The following is a 15,357-nucleotide window of genomic DNA, read 5'->3' on the forward strand; positions in this document are numbered from 1 at the left end:
GTCCTTATATCATCCGCTATCGTATGCTTAAGGCGAATCAAGGCGCGGCGTCTCCTTATCGAAGCAAGGGGGCGTCGCGCGAAATGATGACAGGGTTCAATAGAAAAGGTGGGAGATCGTCATGCGGAACGCGACCAATGATTACTTGACCATGCACGCCTCGTTGAAGGAGGAAGGGGCGTACATAACGGCGGCCACGCAGGTGACGACGCCGCATCCGGCCGTCGGCTCGCTGCTGGAAGACGCCCGCGCCGATGGCCCGGGACTCCCGTCGTTCCCTTCCGTTCAGTTCCGGGAAGGGCCGTGGCCGCCGGAGCTGCAAGCCCGGATTCGAGAAGCGTTCGGCTGCGACGAGGAACCTGACGACGAAGCCTACGCGATCGAGATCGCGGCGACGGGCATCGAGGTGTACGCGATCACGGCGCGCGGCTCTCTCTATGGCGCGGCGACGCTCGTCCGGCTGGCGGAGGAAGGGCGTATTCGGCACGGCTTGGTTTACAATCGGCCGACGTGTCCGGTCCGCGGGCTGAAGCTGTACATGCCGACGCGGGAAGGCATGGCGTATTTCAAGCAATTCGTCGATATGCTGTGCCGCTTCCAGTTCAATACCGTCGTGATCGAGGTCGGCGGCGCGATGGAGTACAAGAAGCATCCCGAGATTAACGAAGGCTGGGTCCGCTACTGCGAAGAGATGAGCGCGTACAGCGGCAAGACGATCGAGATTCAGGACCGGACGTTCCCGTGGTACAAAAATTCGATTCACGTGGAGAACGGCGGCGGAAGCTTCTTAACCCAAGACGAGGTGCGGGAGCTGGTCGCTTACTGCAAGGAACGGTTCCTCGAGGTCATTCCCGAGGTGCCTTCGCTCAGCCACTGCGACTATTTGCTCATCAACCACCCGGAGCTGGCCGAACGCAAGAACGATCCGTATCCGGACACCTATTGCCCGTCGGACGAGCGATCCTATGAATTGCTCTTCGACGTATTGGACGAGGTGCTCGCGGTATTCGAGCCTCGGACCGCGCACGTCGGCCATGACGAATATTACAGCATCGGCCTGTGCGAACGCTGCAAGGGCAAGCCGGCCGAGCAGTTGTACGCGGACGATCTGCGGCGCATTCATGGTTATCTCGCGGAACGCGGCGTAGGGACGATGATCTGGTGCGAGAAGCTGATCGACGCCGAAGATCGGCAGGGCGAGAAGTGGGGCGGCGCCGAACGGCCGATGAAGAGCCACGTGACCGGCGAGCCATTCGGCGAGACGATTCCGGCGACGTATCGGGCGATCGATCTGATTCCGCGAGACATTCAGATGCTCAACTGGTATTGGGGCATGGAGCGGCAATACGACCGGTTGTTCCTGGATCGCGGGATGCCGCTGATCTACGGCAACGTGGAGGGTCCGGGCTTCCCGGACTGGAAGGAACGAATCCGGGACGGGGCGCGAGGCGGGATCATCTCGAACTGGAGCGAGACGGCGGAGGGGAACCTGCAGCGCAACGGCGTGCTGTTCTCGATGGCGTACTCGGCGTTCCTGTTCTGGCGGGACGATTACGAAGAATCCGCATACGGGCACGTCGTCGAGTCGGCGTTCGAGGCGCTGTACCGCGACAAGAACCGCCGTCTGCTGGGCAGGGTTGCCCGGGGCACGTCTTACGTCGAGGTCATTCATACGACGGATGAATATCGCGCCTACAAGCTGTTCTTCGACGGCGTCTTCCTGGATCAGGCGGAATACCGGATCGGAGCTTACGCGCTCGAATACGAGGACGGGACCGAAGAGCAGGTGCCGATCTGCTATGGGCATAACATCTCCAACAAGGACCGCTCGTGGGAACGAATCCGCTCGGCGGACCCGGGGCCGGTCAAGAAAGAAGCGTACAAGGTGGACGATGCCTTGTTCGAGGTCGCCTATACGACCCGGCCGCTGCCCACGGCGGAAGGCACCTATTACCGGTGGACGATCGAGAATCCCCATCCGGACCGAACGATCAGCCGCGTCCGCCTGATCGTGGACGATCCAACCGCTTACTCGATTTTCGTCAAGGAGATGAGGGCGTTTCCGTATTCGGCGGTACAGCCGGTCTAATGATCCCGGCGCGGACAGCCGATCAGCCGGTTAAGAGGGCTCGGCCCTTTGGATCCGACTTTTGTTGCTCCCTCCCCCTTCCCCCTCCGCTGAGGGGAACCAAAGGGCGTTGCCCAAGCGTATGCTTCCGAAGTGCGTTTTCCTTTGAAAACGCTCAGGACTCCCTATTTCGTGCTGACCTGTTTGTTAGCGGTCGGCGGGAAGGCTTGAGTGTGGCACGCTTTTGTCCTTGCGGACAAAGCTTCAGTAGGTTTGAAGACCGTCCTAAAAAGTTAAGCCTGTCAACTATGGGGCCCGGGTGGCTTCATCGGACGTTTTACCTTAACCTGACAGCATTGCCCCTTCACCTGGTGCCTAACCGGCACCGGGTTGTTGGCCGTGCGGACTGATCTCTTTTGCGGAAGCTGGTCTTTTTTTAACAGATTGCCCCAAAGTCGAGGCTTGCGATGTTTTGCTCGTGGACAACGCGCGCCCTTGCCGCTACGATGGGAGTACGAGGGTTATGTAATTTTGAAAGCGGATACATAATTATATGGGCGGAGGGTCGTATGAAACCATTACAATCGCTCCTATCTATCGGACGCAGATCCAATTCTTTATTCCTTCGGCTAATCGCCGGATTTCTGTGCATCATCCTCCTGCTCGGCTCTTTCGCCATGTACACGCTCGCGGAGTCCAAGCGAAGCGTCAGACAAGGCATCGTCAACTACAACACCCTCATGATCGAGAACACCATGAACAGCTACGAGAAGCATCTGGATCTGGTGCGCAAACAGATGTCGCTCTTTTTTCTGAGCGAAGACGTCCAGCGTCTGCAGAGCAATCCGAAGTTTATCAGCATTCCTCAAATTATCCGTGTAATCTCCACGTTTTCGAATAATCCGTATCTCTTCATCGATAATATCGTCCTTTATTTGAAGCACGAGGATCTCGTGATCGAGAAGGGGACCAGCACGGACGCCGCCTCCATGTTCAACGTGTTCTACCAAAGCGAGGCGTATCCGCTCGAGTTCTGGAAACGGCAGTTCGACGAGCCTTACGTGAATCGCCTGTTGCCGTCCGCGCCCGTCTTCAACAATATGAACCGCGATAAACCGTCGGAGATCGGCAGCCGTCTGCCGCTCGTGTTCAAGAACGAATGGCACAACAACCTGTATATGATCGTGTTTCTGGATGCCGATCGGATGTACAGCGCCTTCCAGCAGAGCATTTACGACGATTTTATCGTCTACGGCAGCGAAGGGGAGACGCTGTATCAATCCGAGGGGAAGGAGACTTTCCTGTCGCATGCCGACCTCCGGGCGGACGGCCGGGGCGAATTCGCGCGGGACGGCGAATACTACTTCAGCAGAACGGGAACCTCGGGAAATCAATACGTCTACCGGGTTCCCGCCGAGCAGATCGCGTACGAGACGCGGCTCAACGTATCGCTGGTGGCGATGATGGCGGCGGTCATTCTGCTCAGCCTGCTTATTGCCGTATTCTTCGCCGTGCGGATCAACAACCCGCTGCGCAAGGTGATCGAATCGATTCGGTCCATGAACGAGAACCTGCCTTTCCGCTCGAGCATCCACGAGTTCAATATTATCAGCAATGAAATCGTCGGCATCCGGCTGGCGCGCAAGCAGCTCGGCTTCATGAACCGGCTCAAAGCGATTCACAGCCGCGAGGCCGATCGCGCCAACCTCGAGTTTGCGAACAAGCCGTTCGTGTTTCTTCTGTTTCACGTGCAGCATCATCCGGGGAAGCTGAGCAATCAAGCGGCCATCGAGAAGTGGCTCTATTATCTCAAAACCTATATCGACAGCCAGCTCGTCCCCATGGTGCCGGACTCCCTCACCTTCCAGATCGAGCGGAACCAAATCTTGAGCTTGGTATTCGCCGAGCGGTCGCCCGAGCTTCTCCGTTTGCTGGCCAAGATCAAGGCGGTGTTCGATCACGACGCGGATTACGGGATCGTGACGATCGCGGTCACCTCCGTCTATACGTCGTCGGATCAACTTACGCTCGCTTACGAGGAAGGACAGCAGCTGATCGGGGAACGCCGGCTGGCGAAGGAAACGCAGATTATTACGGAGCGCGCGGCGATTGTTGCTTCCGCCGGCTTCTCGCCCGATCAGGAGAAGGAATTCGAGGTCAATCTGCGGGAGGGCAATCTGCCGCAGCTTGCTGCTCTTCTGGAACGCCAGTTTGCCAAATGGCAGACGAAGGACATGACGGCGGCGGCCCTTTACCGGTTCGCCGAGTCCATGGCGGGCAAGATCCGCGGCACGCTTCTTCCCGTTCATTTGGAAGCCGACAAGCTTGCGGCCATTCTGGACAGGGCGGAGGAGAAGATCGAGAGCTGCTTGCTCGTAACCGAACTGGAACAGCTGCTCATGGGCTGGGTCGCGCAGGCCGCGGAAGCGGTCAAGGAGAAGAAAGAGGAGAAACACCCGGTGACGTCCTTCGTGATCGCGTATATCCACGAGCATCTGTCGGAAGAGATTTACCTCGACGTGCTGGCCGAGAAGCTGAAGATGAGCAGCGGCTACCTGTCCTCCTACTTCAAAGGCAAGACCGGCAAAAATATCGTCGACTATATTAACGAGACCCGAATCGAGAAGGCCACGAGCCTGCTCGCCGACCACAAGATCAAAATCCACAGCGCCGCCAAGGCCGTCGGCTATCAGAATATTACGTCCTTCAACCGCATGTTCAAGAAATACACGGGGATGACGCCAAGCGAATACCGGAAGCAGTTCGATGCCTCCTCTGAGCAAAGTTCCGTATAGGAACTTTTTTCTTTCTTTCTGGCCGTCATGCCGCCTGGGCTTGAAGCGGGCGAGGGAACGTACCTCGGCGGGGCTAGGCCCAGACTGAGCGCTTTTGCGGAAACTGAACGTTTTTTTAGATAAACGTAAAGGAGTTGCAGTCCATGCGGTACCGTCTATTTTCGCCCGGTTCGGGCCGGCCGTATGATGGCGGTGTAGCGATACGATTATTCGACTAAAGGGACGGTGCATCCAAGTGAAAAGAAAAAAGAAGATTAGCGTAATCGGAGCCATTATCATCGCTTCCATGCTTGCGGGCTGTTCGAACAGCGGCGGTACAACGGGGAACAATACAGAGGCTCCTTCCGTCTCACCAAATAAGGAGAATACGGGGGAGAGCGCGGCTCCAAGCGCTCCGCCGGAAGCGAAGCTGCGCCTGCTGACCGATTTTAAGGATATTTATCCGCCGAAGCCGGATTGGGCGGTCTGGAAATGGGTCAAGGAGGAAACCAACATCGCCATCGAGCAGGAGACATGGACGGGACCGGAGTCGCTGGCCTTGGCGATCGCCTCGGGAGACATGCCCGACCTGTTCACCGTGTTCCCGTATGACGCGCAGAAATACGGTCCGCAAGGGGCGTTCCTCGATTTATCCAAGCATCTGGATCAGATGCCCAGCGTCAAAAAGTTCCTGGAAGCCAAACCGGAAGTCGCGCAGCGCATGACTTCGCCGGGCGGCGAAATGTACCACGTGCTGAACGACGGCCTGGGCGCAGGCAATCTCATGGTGTGGTTCTATCGGGACGATATCTTCGCGAAGCATAATCTGCAGGTGCCGACCACGTGGGATGAAGTCTACGAGACGGCCAAGAAGCTGAAGGAGCTGTACCCGGACAGCTATCCGTTTTCGTTCCGTCACGGCGTGGGCACGCTCCGGTCGTTCGGTCCCCAGTTCGGCATCTATCCGTACATGCACGAGGATCCGGCCGCCCCGGGCAAAATCAAGTATGGCGCAACCGATCCCGGCTTCAAGGTCATGGTCGAATATTTGAACAAGTTCTATCAGGAGAAGCTGATCCCGCAAGACTGGCTGTCCATGGATTACAAGGCGTGGACCCAGCAGGTCGCGACCGACAAAACGTTCATGACGATTCAATATATCGGCCAGATCGAAATCATGAACAGCCAGCTCCAGAACGGCGCGCATCTGAAGTTTATGCCGCCCCCGCTAGGATACGGAGACAAGGCCTATATCCCGAAGGCGGATTATGAAGATTACGGCATCGCCGTATCCTCCAAGACGAAGAACCTGGATGCCGCGCTGCGTTATCTCGACTTCATCTACTCCGACAAAGGGAAGGATATCCTGAGCTGGGGGAAGGAAGGGGAGACGTACGCGATCGAGAACGGCAAACGTAAATTTCTGCCGCAATTCAAGGAGCCGAACGACCTGCGTAAAGAGCTGGGCATCTTTACCTCGGCCGCTTACGGGTTCGCCGACATCGAGGCGTCGCTGTCGCTTAGCAACGAGAACGAGAAGTACTCGTTCCAGGAGGCGATGAAATATCAATTCCCGACGATGAGCGTGACGCCGGTGCTGACGGATGAGGAGAGAAACGCCATCATGGCCATCGAGGAGCAGCTGACCAAATATTATGAATCGTCCGTCGCGAAGTTCATCATCGGCGAGACGCCGATGACGCAATGGGATTCGTTCCTGGAGGAGTTGAACAAGATCGGCGCGCAGAAGGTGATCGATACGTACCAGGTCGCGCTGGACCGGTTGAAACAGAACATCAAGTAACCCGGCGTTCGGGGACGGGCCGGATGCAGATTCAGGTCCGGCCCTCCTCGAGCGCTTGCGGGAAAGGGGTGCCGTATTGAAATCGCCGTCGATCGCCAAGCAGCTGAAGCGGGACCGAGCCTTCGTGCTGATGTTCGCGCCGGTCCTGCTCTATTTCATCCTGTTCAAATACGTGCCGATGTTCGGCATCGTCATCTCCTTCATGGATTACAACCTGTTTAAAGGCATCACCGGAAGCGAATGGGTCGGATTCAAGTATTACGCGCAGTTTTTCGAAAACCGGGACGCGTTCGTCATCATCAAAAATACCGTTCTGCTGGGGGCTTACAAGCTGCTGTTCGGATTTCCCGCGCCGATCGTTCTGGCCTTGCTGCTCAACGAGCTTCGCCATGCGATATTCAAGCGATTCGTCCAGACGGTAAGCTATCTGCCGCACTTCTTGTCCAATGTGGTCGTCGCGAGCATGCTGATCATGCTCCTGTCGCCCAGCACCGGATGGGTCAACCGGATCATCGAAGGGCTGGGATTCCCGGCCATCAGCTTCCTGCAGGAGTCGGAGTGGTTCCGCTCGATCTACGTCCTCTCGGAAATCTGGCAGCAGGTCGGTTGGGGCTCCATCCTGTATTTGGCGGCCATCACGACGATCGATCCGCAGCTGTACGAAGCGGCCCGGATGGACGGCGCGGGCCGATGGAAGCAGACGCTTCACGTGACGCTCCCGGGGATCGCCGCCACGGTCGTCATTATGTTCATTCTTCAGATCGGCCACGCGCTGGAGATCGGCTTCGAGAAAGTGTTCCTGCTCTCCAATGCGGCCACGTACGATACATCGGACGTCATCGCCACCTACGTGTACCGCGTCGGCATTTTGCAAGGGGGCTTCAGCTACGCGACGGCGATCGATCTCTTCATGGGCGTCATCGGGTTCCTGCTCGTATACGCGACCAACCAATTGAGCCGGAGACTGGGGGAGACGAGTCTATGGTAAAGAACAGGAACGGCTTGTCCCTGCTCTTCGATTACGCGAACGTGCTGGTTATGGCGCTGCTGACGTGCGCGATGCTGTTTCCCTTCCTCCATATGGCCGCCGTATCGATAAGCGATCCCGGACCGGTCGTGGCGGGCCGAGTCGCGCTCTGGCCGAAGGGACTGAACTTCGACGCCTACGCCGCCGTGTTCCAAGATAAACGCATTCTGATCGGCTACAAAAATACGCTGATCTATGTCGTGCTCGGGACGACTTTGTCGCTATTCTTCTCCATCTTGGGCGCGTATCCGCTATCGCGTCGCAATCTCGTATTCGGCCGAACGTTCATGATGCTCATCGTCTTCACGATGCTGTTCTCGGGCGGGCTGATCCCGACCTATCTGGTCATCCGCAGCTATGGCCTGCTCGATACGATCTGGGCGATGGTGCTGCCGGGTCTGGTGTCCCCTTATTACTTGATCGTCATGCGAACCTTCTTCCAGGGCATTCCGCGGGAGCTGGAGGAATCCGGCAAGATCGACGGCCTCTCCGATTGGATGATCATGCTGCGCATCGTGCTGCCGCTCTCGATGCCGGTGCTGCTGACGATCGGGCTCTTCTATGCGGTGGGCATCTGGAGCAATTTCTTCTCGGCGCTGATCTTCCTGCGGAACGAGGATTTGCATCCGCTTCAAGTGATGATTCGCAACATCGTCATGGTCGGTCAAGTCGGCGACATGACCGTCAGCGAAAGCGTCGGCGGCCGCCCCGTCGTGTTGGAGTCGCTCAAATACGCGGTCATTTTGGTCGGTACGCTCCCGATCTTGTGCGTCTATCCGTTCATTCAGAAGCATTTCGTGCAAGGCGTCATGATCGGATCGGTGAAAGGGTAGGCGTGAGGAGATTAGCGCTATGGCAAGGAGAAGAGGGCTGCCCCCGCTGGGGCGGCTCTCTATGCGTTGGGCCGGCAAGTTAAGGATTGCAATCAGGCCCTGTTTACCTTAATATGAAGTTGAATTAACAATATTATCATTGAATTAATTATATTATTAATCGAAGAATCCGATTAGCTAAATTCGTTGAGGAGGCTATCTTGTGTCCGTACCGAATAGCGATTATGCCGGTTATCTACTGGCGCATTTCATCGGGGAACAACCCGACGGCGAGCAGGTGTATTTCGCCTACAGCGAGGACGGCCTTCGCTGGGAAGACCTGAACGGAGGGCTGCCGGTGCTGCGCTCCGAGCTCGGGGAGAAAGGCGTCCGGGATCCGTTCCTCGTGCGTTCGCCCAAGGAAGACAAGTTCTATCTGATCGCCACGGATCTTCGCATCGCGAGCGGCAAAGGCTGGTCCGCGGCGGTGAACGAAGGAAGCCGGGACATCATCGTCTGGGAGTCCGCCGACTTGATGAATTGGTCTTCGCCATGGTCGGTCGCGGTAGGCGTGCCGGAAGCCGGCTGCGTCTGGGCGCCGGAGGCCGTCTATGATGATGCGGCGGACGAGTTCCTCGTGTTCTGGGCTTCCGCCACGCAAGAACCGCAGGAGCACGAGCGGAAGCAGAAGATCTACAGCGCCCGCACCAAGGATTTCCGAAGCTTCGCCGCGACCGAGAAGTATATCGAACGGGATAATCATATTATCGACACGACGATTATCGCGCATGACGGCGCCTATTACCGGTACTCCAAGGACGAGACGACCAAGAATATCCGGGCCGAGAAGGGCACCTCCTTGGCGAGCGACTCGTTCGTGCCGCTGCACGCGCCGGTATTGGAGGCCTTGATGGGCGTGGAAGGCCCGCAAATCTACAAATTGAACGACCGTGAGGCGTGGTGCCTCATTGTCGATCGTTTCATGGAAGGCAAAGGGTATTTGCCCCTGTTAACGACAGATCTCGAAAGCGGCGAATTCACGGTTGTTCCGGAAGGCGAATTCGATCTGGGGCAAACCAAGAAGCGCCACGGCGGCGTTATCCCGGTTACCGCGGACGAAGGCAACCGCCTGCTGGCGGCGTTCGGAAGCGGCCGGCGCACCGTGCGTTGACGTACGGAAGCGCGAGTTGATCCGAGATTTCGGAAGGTGGGATAAACGATCATGCAAGCGTATGTATTCGTTCATTTTAAGGAGAAGCGAACGCCGGACGGCGAACAAGTCTATTTCGGCATCAGCAAGGACGGCTTTCAGTGGGAAGCGGTGAACGAGGGCAACCCCGTGCTGTGGAGCTACTACGGCGATAAAGGCGTCCGGGATTTCACGATCACGCGGACCAAGGAAGGCAAGTTCGTCATCCTCGCAACCGACTTGAGCTTGTCGTACGGGATGTTGAATCAGTATCAACATTCGTGGGCGGAAATTTCCCGGAACGGAAGCAAAAATCTCGTGCTCTGGGAGTCGGACGATCTCATTCACTGGTCGGAGCAGCGGATGGTTAAGCTCGGGAATGAAGACTTCGGCTGTCTGTGGGCGCCGGATATCATCTACGACAAGCGCCGCGACGATTATGTCGTGCATTGGTCGTCCGCTCATCGCGGCAATGATTACGGCGAGAAGGGCATCTATTATTCCCGGACCAACGATTTCGTGCAGTTCTCGGAACCGCAATTGCTCCTGCAGAAGGAAGATAGCGGCATCATCGATTCGGCCATGTACGAGGAAGACGGGAAGTATTATCTGTTCCTGAAGAGCGAGAATAACCCGGTCGGCATCATTCTGATGGCATCCGAGCACATTACCGGACCGTTCGAGAGAATAGAAGCGTTCGATCAAAGCATGGCGGAGCTGGAAGGCGGACATTACGAGGCGCCGACGGCCGTCAAATTGGAGGATGGCCGATGGTGCTTGTTCGCGGACCGCTTCGGCGTCTCCGCGGAGGAGCAAGGGTATGTGCCGTTCGTGGCCGAGAAGCTGTCGACGGGAGAATTCGTGCGGTCGGACAACGCTTTTACGTTCCCCTATGGGTTCAAGCACGGCACGATCTTGACGATCACCATGGAAGAGTATGAGAGGTTGAAGGGGTATAAGAAAATGCCGTCGGAGTATTAGCGTCTAGCCGGGCAGATCCGGCCGGGCGAAGATGCGCGAAAGATAGGTGGAATAAGGATGAAGATGGTCGGGGTAAAGGAACCGAATATCCGGATGGCGGCCGGAGAACGTCCATGCCTGCCGCGATCGGTCGAGATCGAGCTCGAGGGGGGCCTGACGGGGAGCTATCCCGTTCATTGGGCGCCCTTCGACCCGGCGCTGGCGGAGAAGCCGGGGAGCTTCACCGTGGAAGGGGTTATCGAAGGGGACGACTATCCGAACCCGCTCGTGCCGAACCGCGCCGATCCCTACGTGCTGAAGCATGCGGACGGCTACTACTATTTTATCGGTTCCGTGCCGGAGTACGACCGGCTGGCGCTGCGGCGGTCCCGAACCGTGGCCGGGTTGTCCGCGGCCGAGGAGACCGTCATTTGGACGAAGCGCGACGAAGGCGAGATGGGCAACCATATATGGGCGCCGGAGCTGCATTGGATCGAAGGCAAATGGTACATCTACTTCGCGGCCGGCTCGGTGGAGAACAAATGGGCGATCCGTCCTTACGTGCTGGAATGCGGCGACGAGAATCCTCTTCAGGGAACTTGGACGGAGAAGGGAAGGATCGAGCTGCCGGTCGAGAGCTTCTCCTTGGATGCCACGACCTTCGAACATCGCGGGCGCAGGTATTTGGCATGGGCTCAAATTATCGAAGACTCCTGCCTATATCTCGCGCCGATGGACACGCCGTGGTCGATCGCCGGCGATCCCGTGAAGCTGTCGGCCCCGGAGTACGACTGGGAGACGCAGCTGCATCGCGTGAACGAAGGGCCGGCCGTGCTGAAGCGCAATGGGTACGTGTTCATGGCTTATTCCGCCAGCGGCACCGACCATCGTTATTGCATGGGCTTGCTGGCCGCGGAGGAGGAGAGCGACTTGCTGAATCCGGCTTCCTGGACCAAATCGCAGGAGCCGGTGTTCGTCAGCAACGAAGCCGCTTCCGAATACGGCCCGGGCCATAACAGCTTCACGGTATCCGAGGACGGCTCGGCCGATCTGCTCGTGTATCATGCCCGTCCCTACCGGGAAATTGCCGGCGAGCCGCTCTACGATCCCAATCGCCACGCCCGCGTGCAGCGCTTCTTCTGGAAGCCGGACGGCACGCCGTTCTTCGGCGCGCCCGGCTGGAGACCGGATGCCGCCGGCCGCGCGTTTAGATGCAAGGTGACCGTCGAATAGGCGAAAGTTATATAGCGAAGGCTCCCGGCGTGTGCATCATGCCGGGATTTTTTGGTAGGATCTGCCGACCGCCCTGCTGGCGAGCGATAGCGACATAGGTGTCGCTATCGGGTTGTAAAGCGTGTCCGCGAGAGCGCCTCAACGGAAAGCGCACTTCGGAAGCATAGGCTTTGGTTCCCCTGGAGAGGGGGCAATGCTGTCAGGTTAAGGAAAAACGTCCGATAAAGCCAGCAAGGTCCTATAGTTGACAGGCTTAAGTCTTAGGACGGACTTCAAAACCTACTGAAGCTTTGTCCGGCAGGACAAAAGCGTGCCCCGCTCAAGCCAACCCGCCCACCGCAAACAAGTGAGCCATCACGAAAAGGGAGTCCAGAGGGCAAAGCCCTATGGTTCCCCTCAGCGGAGGGGGAAGGGGGAGGGAGAATGAATGGGGATCTGAAGGGGCAAAGCCCCTTGTTCTCTAGTATTACCCCCAAGCGGACAGCTCCATCTCGAAGTCGCTGGCGAAATCCGGGCTGACCGGCGTGACCCGGACGTTGACGTTCGTTCGCCAGATATGAATCGGGATATCGGGCGACACGCCCTCGTAGACGTACACGCCCTTCGCCTGCTGCTGGACCGGTTCGAGCTTCGCTTTCCAGATGCCCTGCTTCCCGTCGGAGCCGACCGCCTCCACGCGGACGTCTTTGTGCCAGATGGCGCCGAGCGCGATTTCGGCGCGGAAGGCCGTCTTGGACAGTCCGATCCGGCTGCTGTGGTCGGCGAGAATCTCCACTTTGCGCACGCGGACCGCGGACCAGTTGTCGCGGACGAATTGCTTGTAGGCGGCCACCCTGGAGGCGACCTCGAAGTAATCCGCGGCGAACCGATTGCCCCTTGCGCTCGCGGGTTCGTAAACTTTGTGCCAGTAATCGCTGACCATCCGGTGGGTGTTATAGACGGGCGCGAGCGTACAGATCGACTCTTTCATCATGTTGACCCATTCCGTCGGGATGTTGCGTTCGTCCCGCTTGTAGAACAGCGGGACAATCTCTTCCTCGAGCAGCCGGTACAGCGCTTCGCCGTCCTGCCGCGCCTGGTGCTCGGAGTCGCCGTCCGTCGCGCCTTCGATGGCCCAGCCGTTCCGCCCGTTGTAGCCTTCCACCCACCAGCCGTCGAGCACGCTGCAGTTGAGCACGCCGTTCATGGCGGCCTTCTGCCCGCTCGTGCCGCTCGCTTCCATCGGCTTCACCGGCGTGTTAAGCCAGACGTCGACGCCTTGCACGAGCTTCTTCGCTTTATCCATCGCGTAGTTCTCCACGATGTGAACGCGTCCCTTGAACCGCTCCTCCCGGGACAGTTCCACGAGCCGCCGGATCAGCTCCTGACCCGGTCCGTCGGCGGGATGGGCTTTGCCCGCGAAGACCAGGTTAACCGGGCGATGCGGATCGTTCAGGATGCGCGCGAGGCGCTCCAAGTCGCGGAAGATGAGCAGCGCCCGCTTATACGTCGCGAATCGGCGGGCGAAGCCGATGACGAGCGGCCCTTCGCCGGACAACGCGATCGGCAAGCCCAGCTCCTCCGCCATGTCGGATTTCGCCCGCCAATGCGCTTCCCACAGCTCTTTGGCCGGAATATCCCGCACGGCGGACCATACGTCCCGTTCGGCCGCGCGTACGGCCCAGTCGGACGGAAGGTGCCGATCGTACAGCTCCTGGATGCCGGGCGCCAGCCACGTTCCGATATGGATGCCGTTGGTGACCGAGTCCACGGGAATATCCTGTCTTGGAATATGCGGCGTCCATCCGTGGAACAGATCGCGGGTCACCTCGCCGTGCAGCTTGCTCACCCCGTTCACCTTGGACGACGTGCTGACGGCAAGCCGGGTCATGTTGAAGGCGCCACCCAGCTGTCCCAGCGACAACACGCGCTCCCGATCCGTCCCGAGCTGCCAGTAATAGTCGCCGAAGTAGCGGTCCATCATGTCGATTGAGAAGACGTCGTGCCCGGCCGGAACCGGCGTGTGCGTCGTGAAGACGGTGCTCGCCTTGACCGCCTCGAGCGCCGTCTCGAACGGCACGCCTTCGGCGGATAGCATCCGGATGCGCTCGAGCGCCAGGAAGGCGGAATGTCCTTCGTTCATATGCCAGACGTCCGGATGGATGCCGAGCGCGGCCAGCAGCCTCGCGCCGCCGATGCCGAGCAGGAGCTCCTGGCGGATGCGGACGTCCGGATCGCTCGGGTAGAGCGTGTCGGTCAAGCGGCGATTCTCGTCGCCATTTTCTTCAACGTCGGTATTGAGAAGATACAGGGTGACCGCGCCCACCTGCACGGTGTACGCTTTGGCATGCACCCGCCGGCCGGCCAACGTCACGTCGATGACGACCGGACGGTCTTCGGCATCCCGCGCGAGCCGAATCGGGTAAGCGCTTGCCGCGAGGTCGACCTCGGGATACAGATGCTCTTGCCAGCCGCCTTCGTTAATGAGCTGCCGGAAATACCCTTTGCCATACAATATGCCGACGCCCGTAAGCGGAACGTTCAGGTCCGATGCTGCCTTGATATGGTCGCCTGCCAGGATGCCGAGCCCGCCCGAGTAAATCGGCAAGGATTCGTCGATTCCGAACTCAGCGGAGAAATACGCCACGCCGCCGTTTGGCATGATCCCACCTCATTTTCGCGTAAAATCGCGCCTTCGTCATGAAAGCGACTTACTTGGTGCCCTTATATCTATATGCCGGTTCCCGGTGCAACTGCCCAATAATTCGACATGGGCTGTACCAATCGTTGTAAGAAGAAGTAGAAGGAGGTCGTCTTTATGCGGCATTCAAGCGGGATGGAGTATGGCGATTCCGCTGGTGAGCGATCGGGAGAAAGAAGAGGCGTCGATTCTTATTACGACAGGGAGGAGCGGATGAAGCAGGGAGACGGCAGAGGATATAAACCGACTCTGCCATGCGACAGAAGCCGGTTTATTTTTCTTGTGAATCTAAGCTAGCTCGGCCGCTTTCCTCGCCGCATTGTGCGCCATGCGATGCAAGTAGTTGTTCTTCCGATGGCCGCGCATATACGTAATGTGCACCTCAACCTCGGGAAACCGGCCGCGAAGTTCGGCCAGCGCGGCCAACAGCTCGTCTCGGCCTTGTTCGACGTGCGGATGCGCGAACCGGTCCTGCGCGAGCAGGCGCGAGATGCGGCTGCAATCGGTGTAAATGACGGCGTTGTTCGGTCGATGTTCCAAAAACGCGGCCGCGAGCGTCTCCAGACTAAAGACGATCGCCATCATCTCGCCGTAGCTCGAACCTGGATCCTGCTCGATCGGCAGCTTCCGGGCGGCGACGTTGACCGTGCGATTGTACACCGCGCAGACGGCCGTGCCGTACGCGTTGCGCTCGGCGAAGCCGGCGTAGTCGCAATAGAGGAACATCGTTCCTTTGTTCACGATATGCTGCCTGAGACGAGGAACGGCGAGCGCCTTCTGAACGAGCGGGTCCTTGGTTATATCCATGCT

Annotated in this window: 10 protein-coding genes; 8 read left to right on the forward strand and 2 right to left on the reverse strand. The window is 58.4% G+C overall.

The window, feature by feature from the left end:
- Positions 1-121 precede the first annotated feature (121 nt).
- From BCM02_RS18745 to BCM02_RS18780, 8 genes are all read left to right on the forward strand, one after another.
- Positions 122-2,089, forward strand: a complete 1,968-nt coding sequence (locus tag BCM02_RS18745; protein WP_148930657.1) for a family 20 glycosylhydrolase — start codon at positions 122-124, stop codon at positions 2,087-2,089.
- Between the two features lie 548 nt (positions 2,090-2,637).
- Positions 2,638-4,863, forward strand: coding sequence for a helix-turn-helix domain-containing protein (locus BCM02_RS18750; protein WP_187434299.1), 2,226 nt, complete (start codon positions 2,638-2,640; stop codon positions 4,861-4,863).
- Between the two features lie 235 nt (positions 4,864-5,098).
- Positions 5,099-6,646 carry an extracellular solute-binding protein gene (locus BCM02_RS18755; protein ID WP_148930659.1) on the forward strand — a complete coding sequence of 516 codons (1,548 nt, stop codon included), beginning with the start codon at positions 5,099-5,101 and terminating at the stop codon, positions 6,644-6,646.
- Positions 6,647-6,776: 130 nt separating this feature from the next.
- The gene (locus tag BCM02_RS18760; RefSeq protein ID WP_148930953.1) at positions 6,777-7,634 is read left to right on the forward strand and encodes an ABC transporter permease; all 858 of its coding nucleotides are present in this window, start codon (positions 6,777-6,779) and stop codon (positions 7,632-7,634) included.
- A complete protein-coding gene (locus BCM02_RS18765; protein ID WP_148930660.1) occupies positions 7,628-8,506 on the forward strand; it encodes a carbohydrate ABC transporter permease in 879 nt (292 codons plus the stop codon). Before BCM02_RS18760 ends, BCM02_RS18765 begins: the two co-directional genes overlap by 7 nt.
- A gap of 202 nt (positions 8,507-8,708) precedes the next feature.
- The gene (locus BCM02_RS18770) at positions 8,709-9,656 is read left to right on the forward strand and encodes a glycoside hydrolase family 43 protein (protein ID WP_148930661.1); all 948 of its coding nucleotides are present in this window, start codon (positions 8,709-8,711) and stop codon (positions 9,654-9,656) included.
- A 51-nt stretch (positions 9,657-9,707) separates the two neighbouring features.
- A complete protein-coding gene (locus BCM02_RS18775; protein WP_148930662.1) occupies positions 9,708-10,655 on the forward strand; it encodes a glycoside hydrolase family 43 protein in 948 nt (315 codons plus the stop codon).
- A 57-nt stretch (positions 10,656-10,712) separates the two neighbouring features.
- Complete coding sequence (locus BCM02_RS18780; protein WP_148930663.1) at positions 10,713-11,867, forward strand: family 43 glycosylhydrolase; 1,155 nt, start codon at positions 10,713-10,715, stop codon at positions 11,865-11,867.
- Positions 11,868-12,333: 466 nt separating this feature from the next.
- On the opposite strand, the gene glgP is transcribed toward BCM02_RS18780, so the two are convergent.
- Both glgP and BCM02_RS18790 read right to left on the reverse strand, forming a co-directional pair.
- Positions 12,334-14,508, reverse strand: a complete 2,175-nt coding sequence (gene glgP, locus BCM02_RS18785; RefSeq protein ID WP_148930664.1) for an alpha-glucan family phosphorylase — start codon at positions 14,506-14,508, stop codon at positions 12,334-12,336.
- Positions 14,509-14,835: 327 nt separating this feature from the next.
- Positions 14,836-15,354, reverse strand: coding sequence for a hypothetical protein (locus BCM02_RS18790; RefSeq protein WP_148930665.1), 519 nt, complete (start codon positions 15,352-15,354; stop codon positions 14,836-14,838).
- Positions 15,355-15,357: the final 3 nt, after the last annotated feature.

The sequence above is a fragment of the Paenibacillus methanolicus genome, from assembly GCF_008124765.1.
GTDB lineage: Bacteria > Bacillota > Bacilli > Paenibacillales > Paenibacillaceae > Paenibacillus_Z > Paenibacillus_Z methanolicus.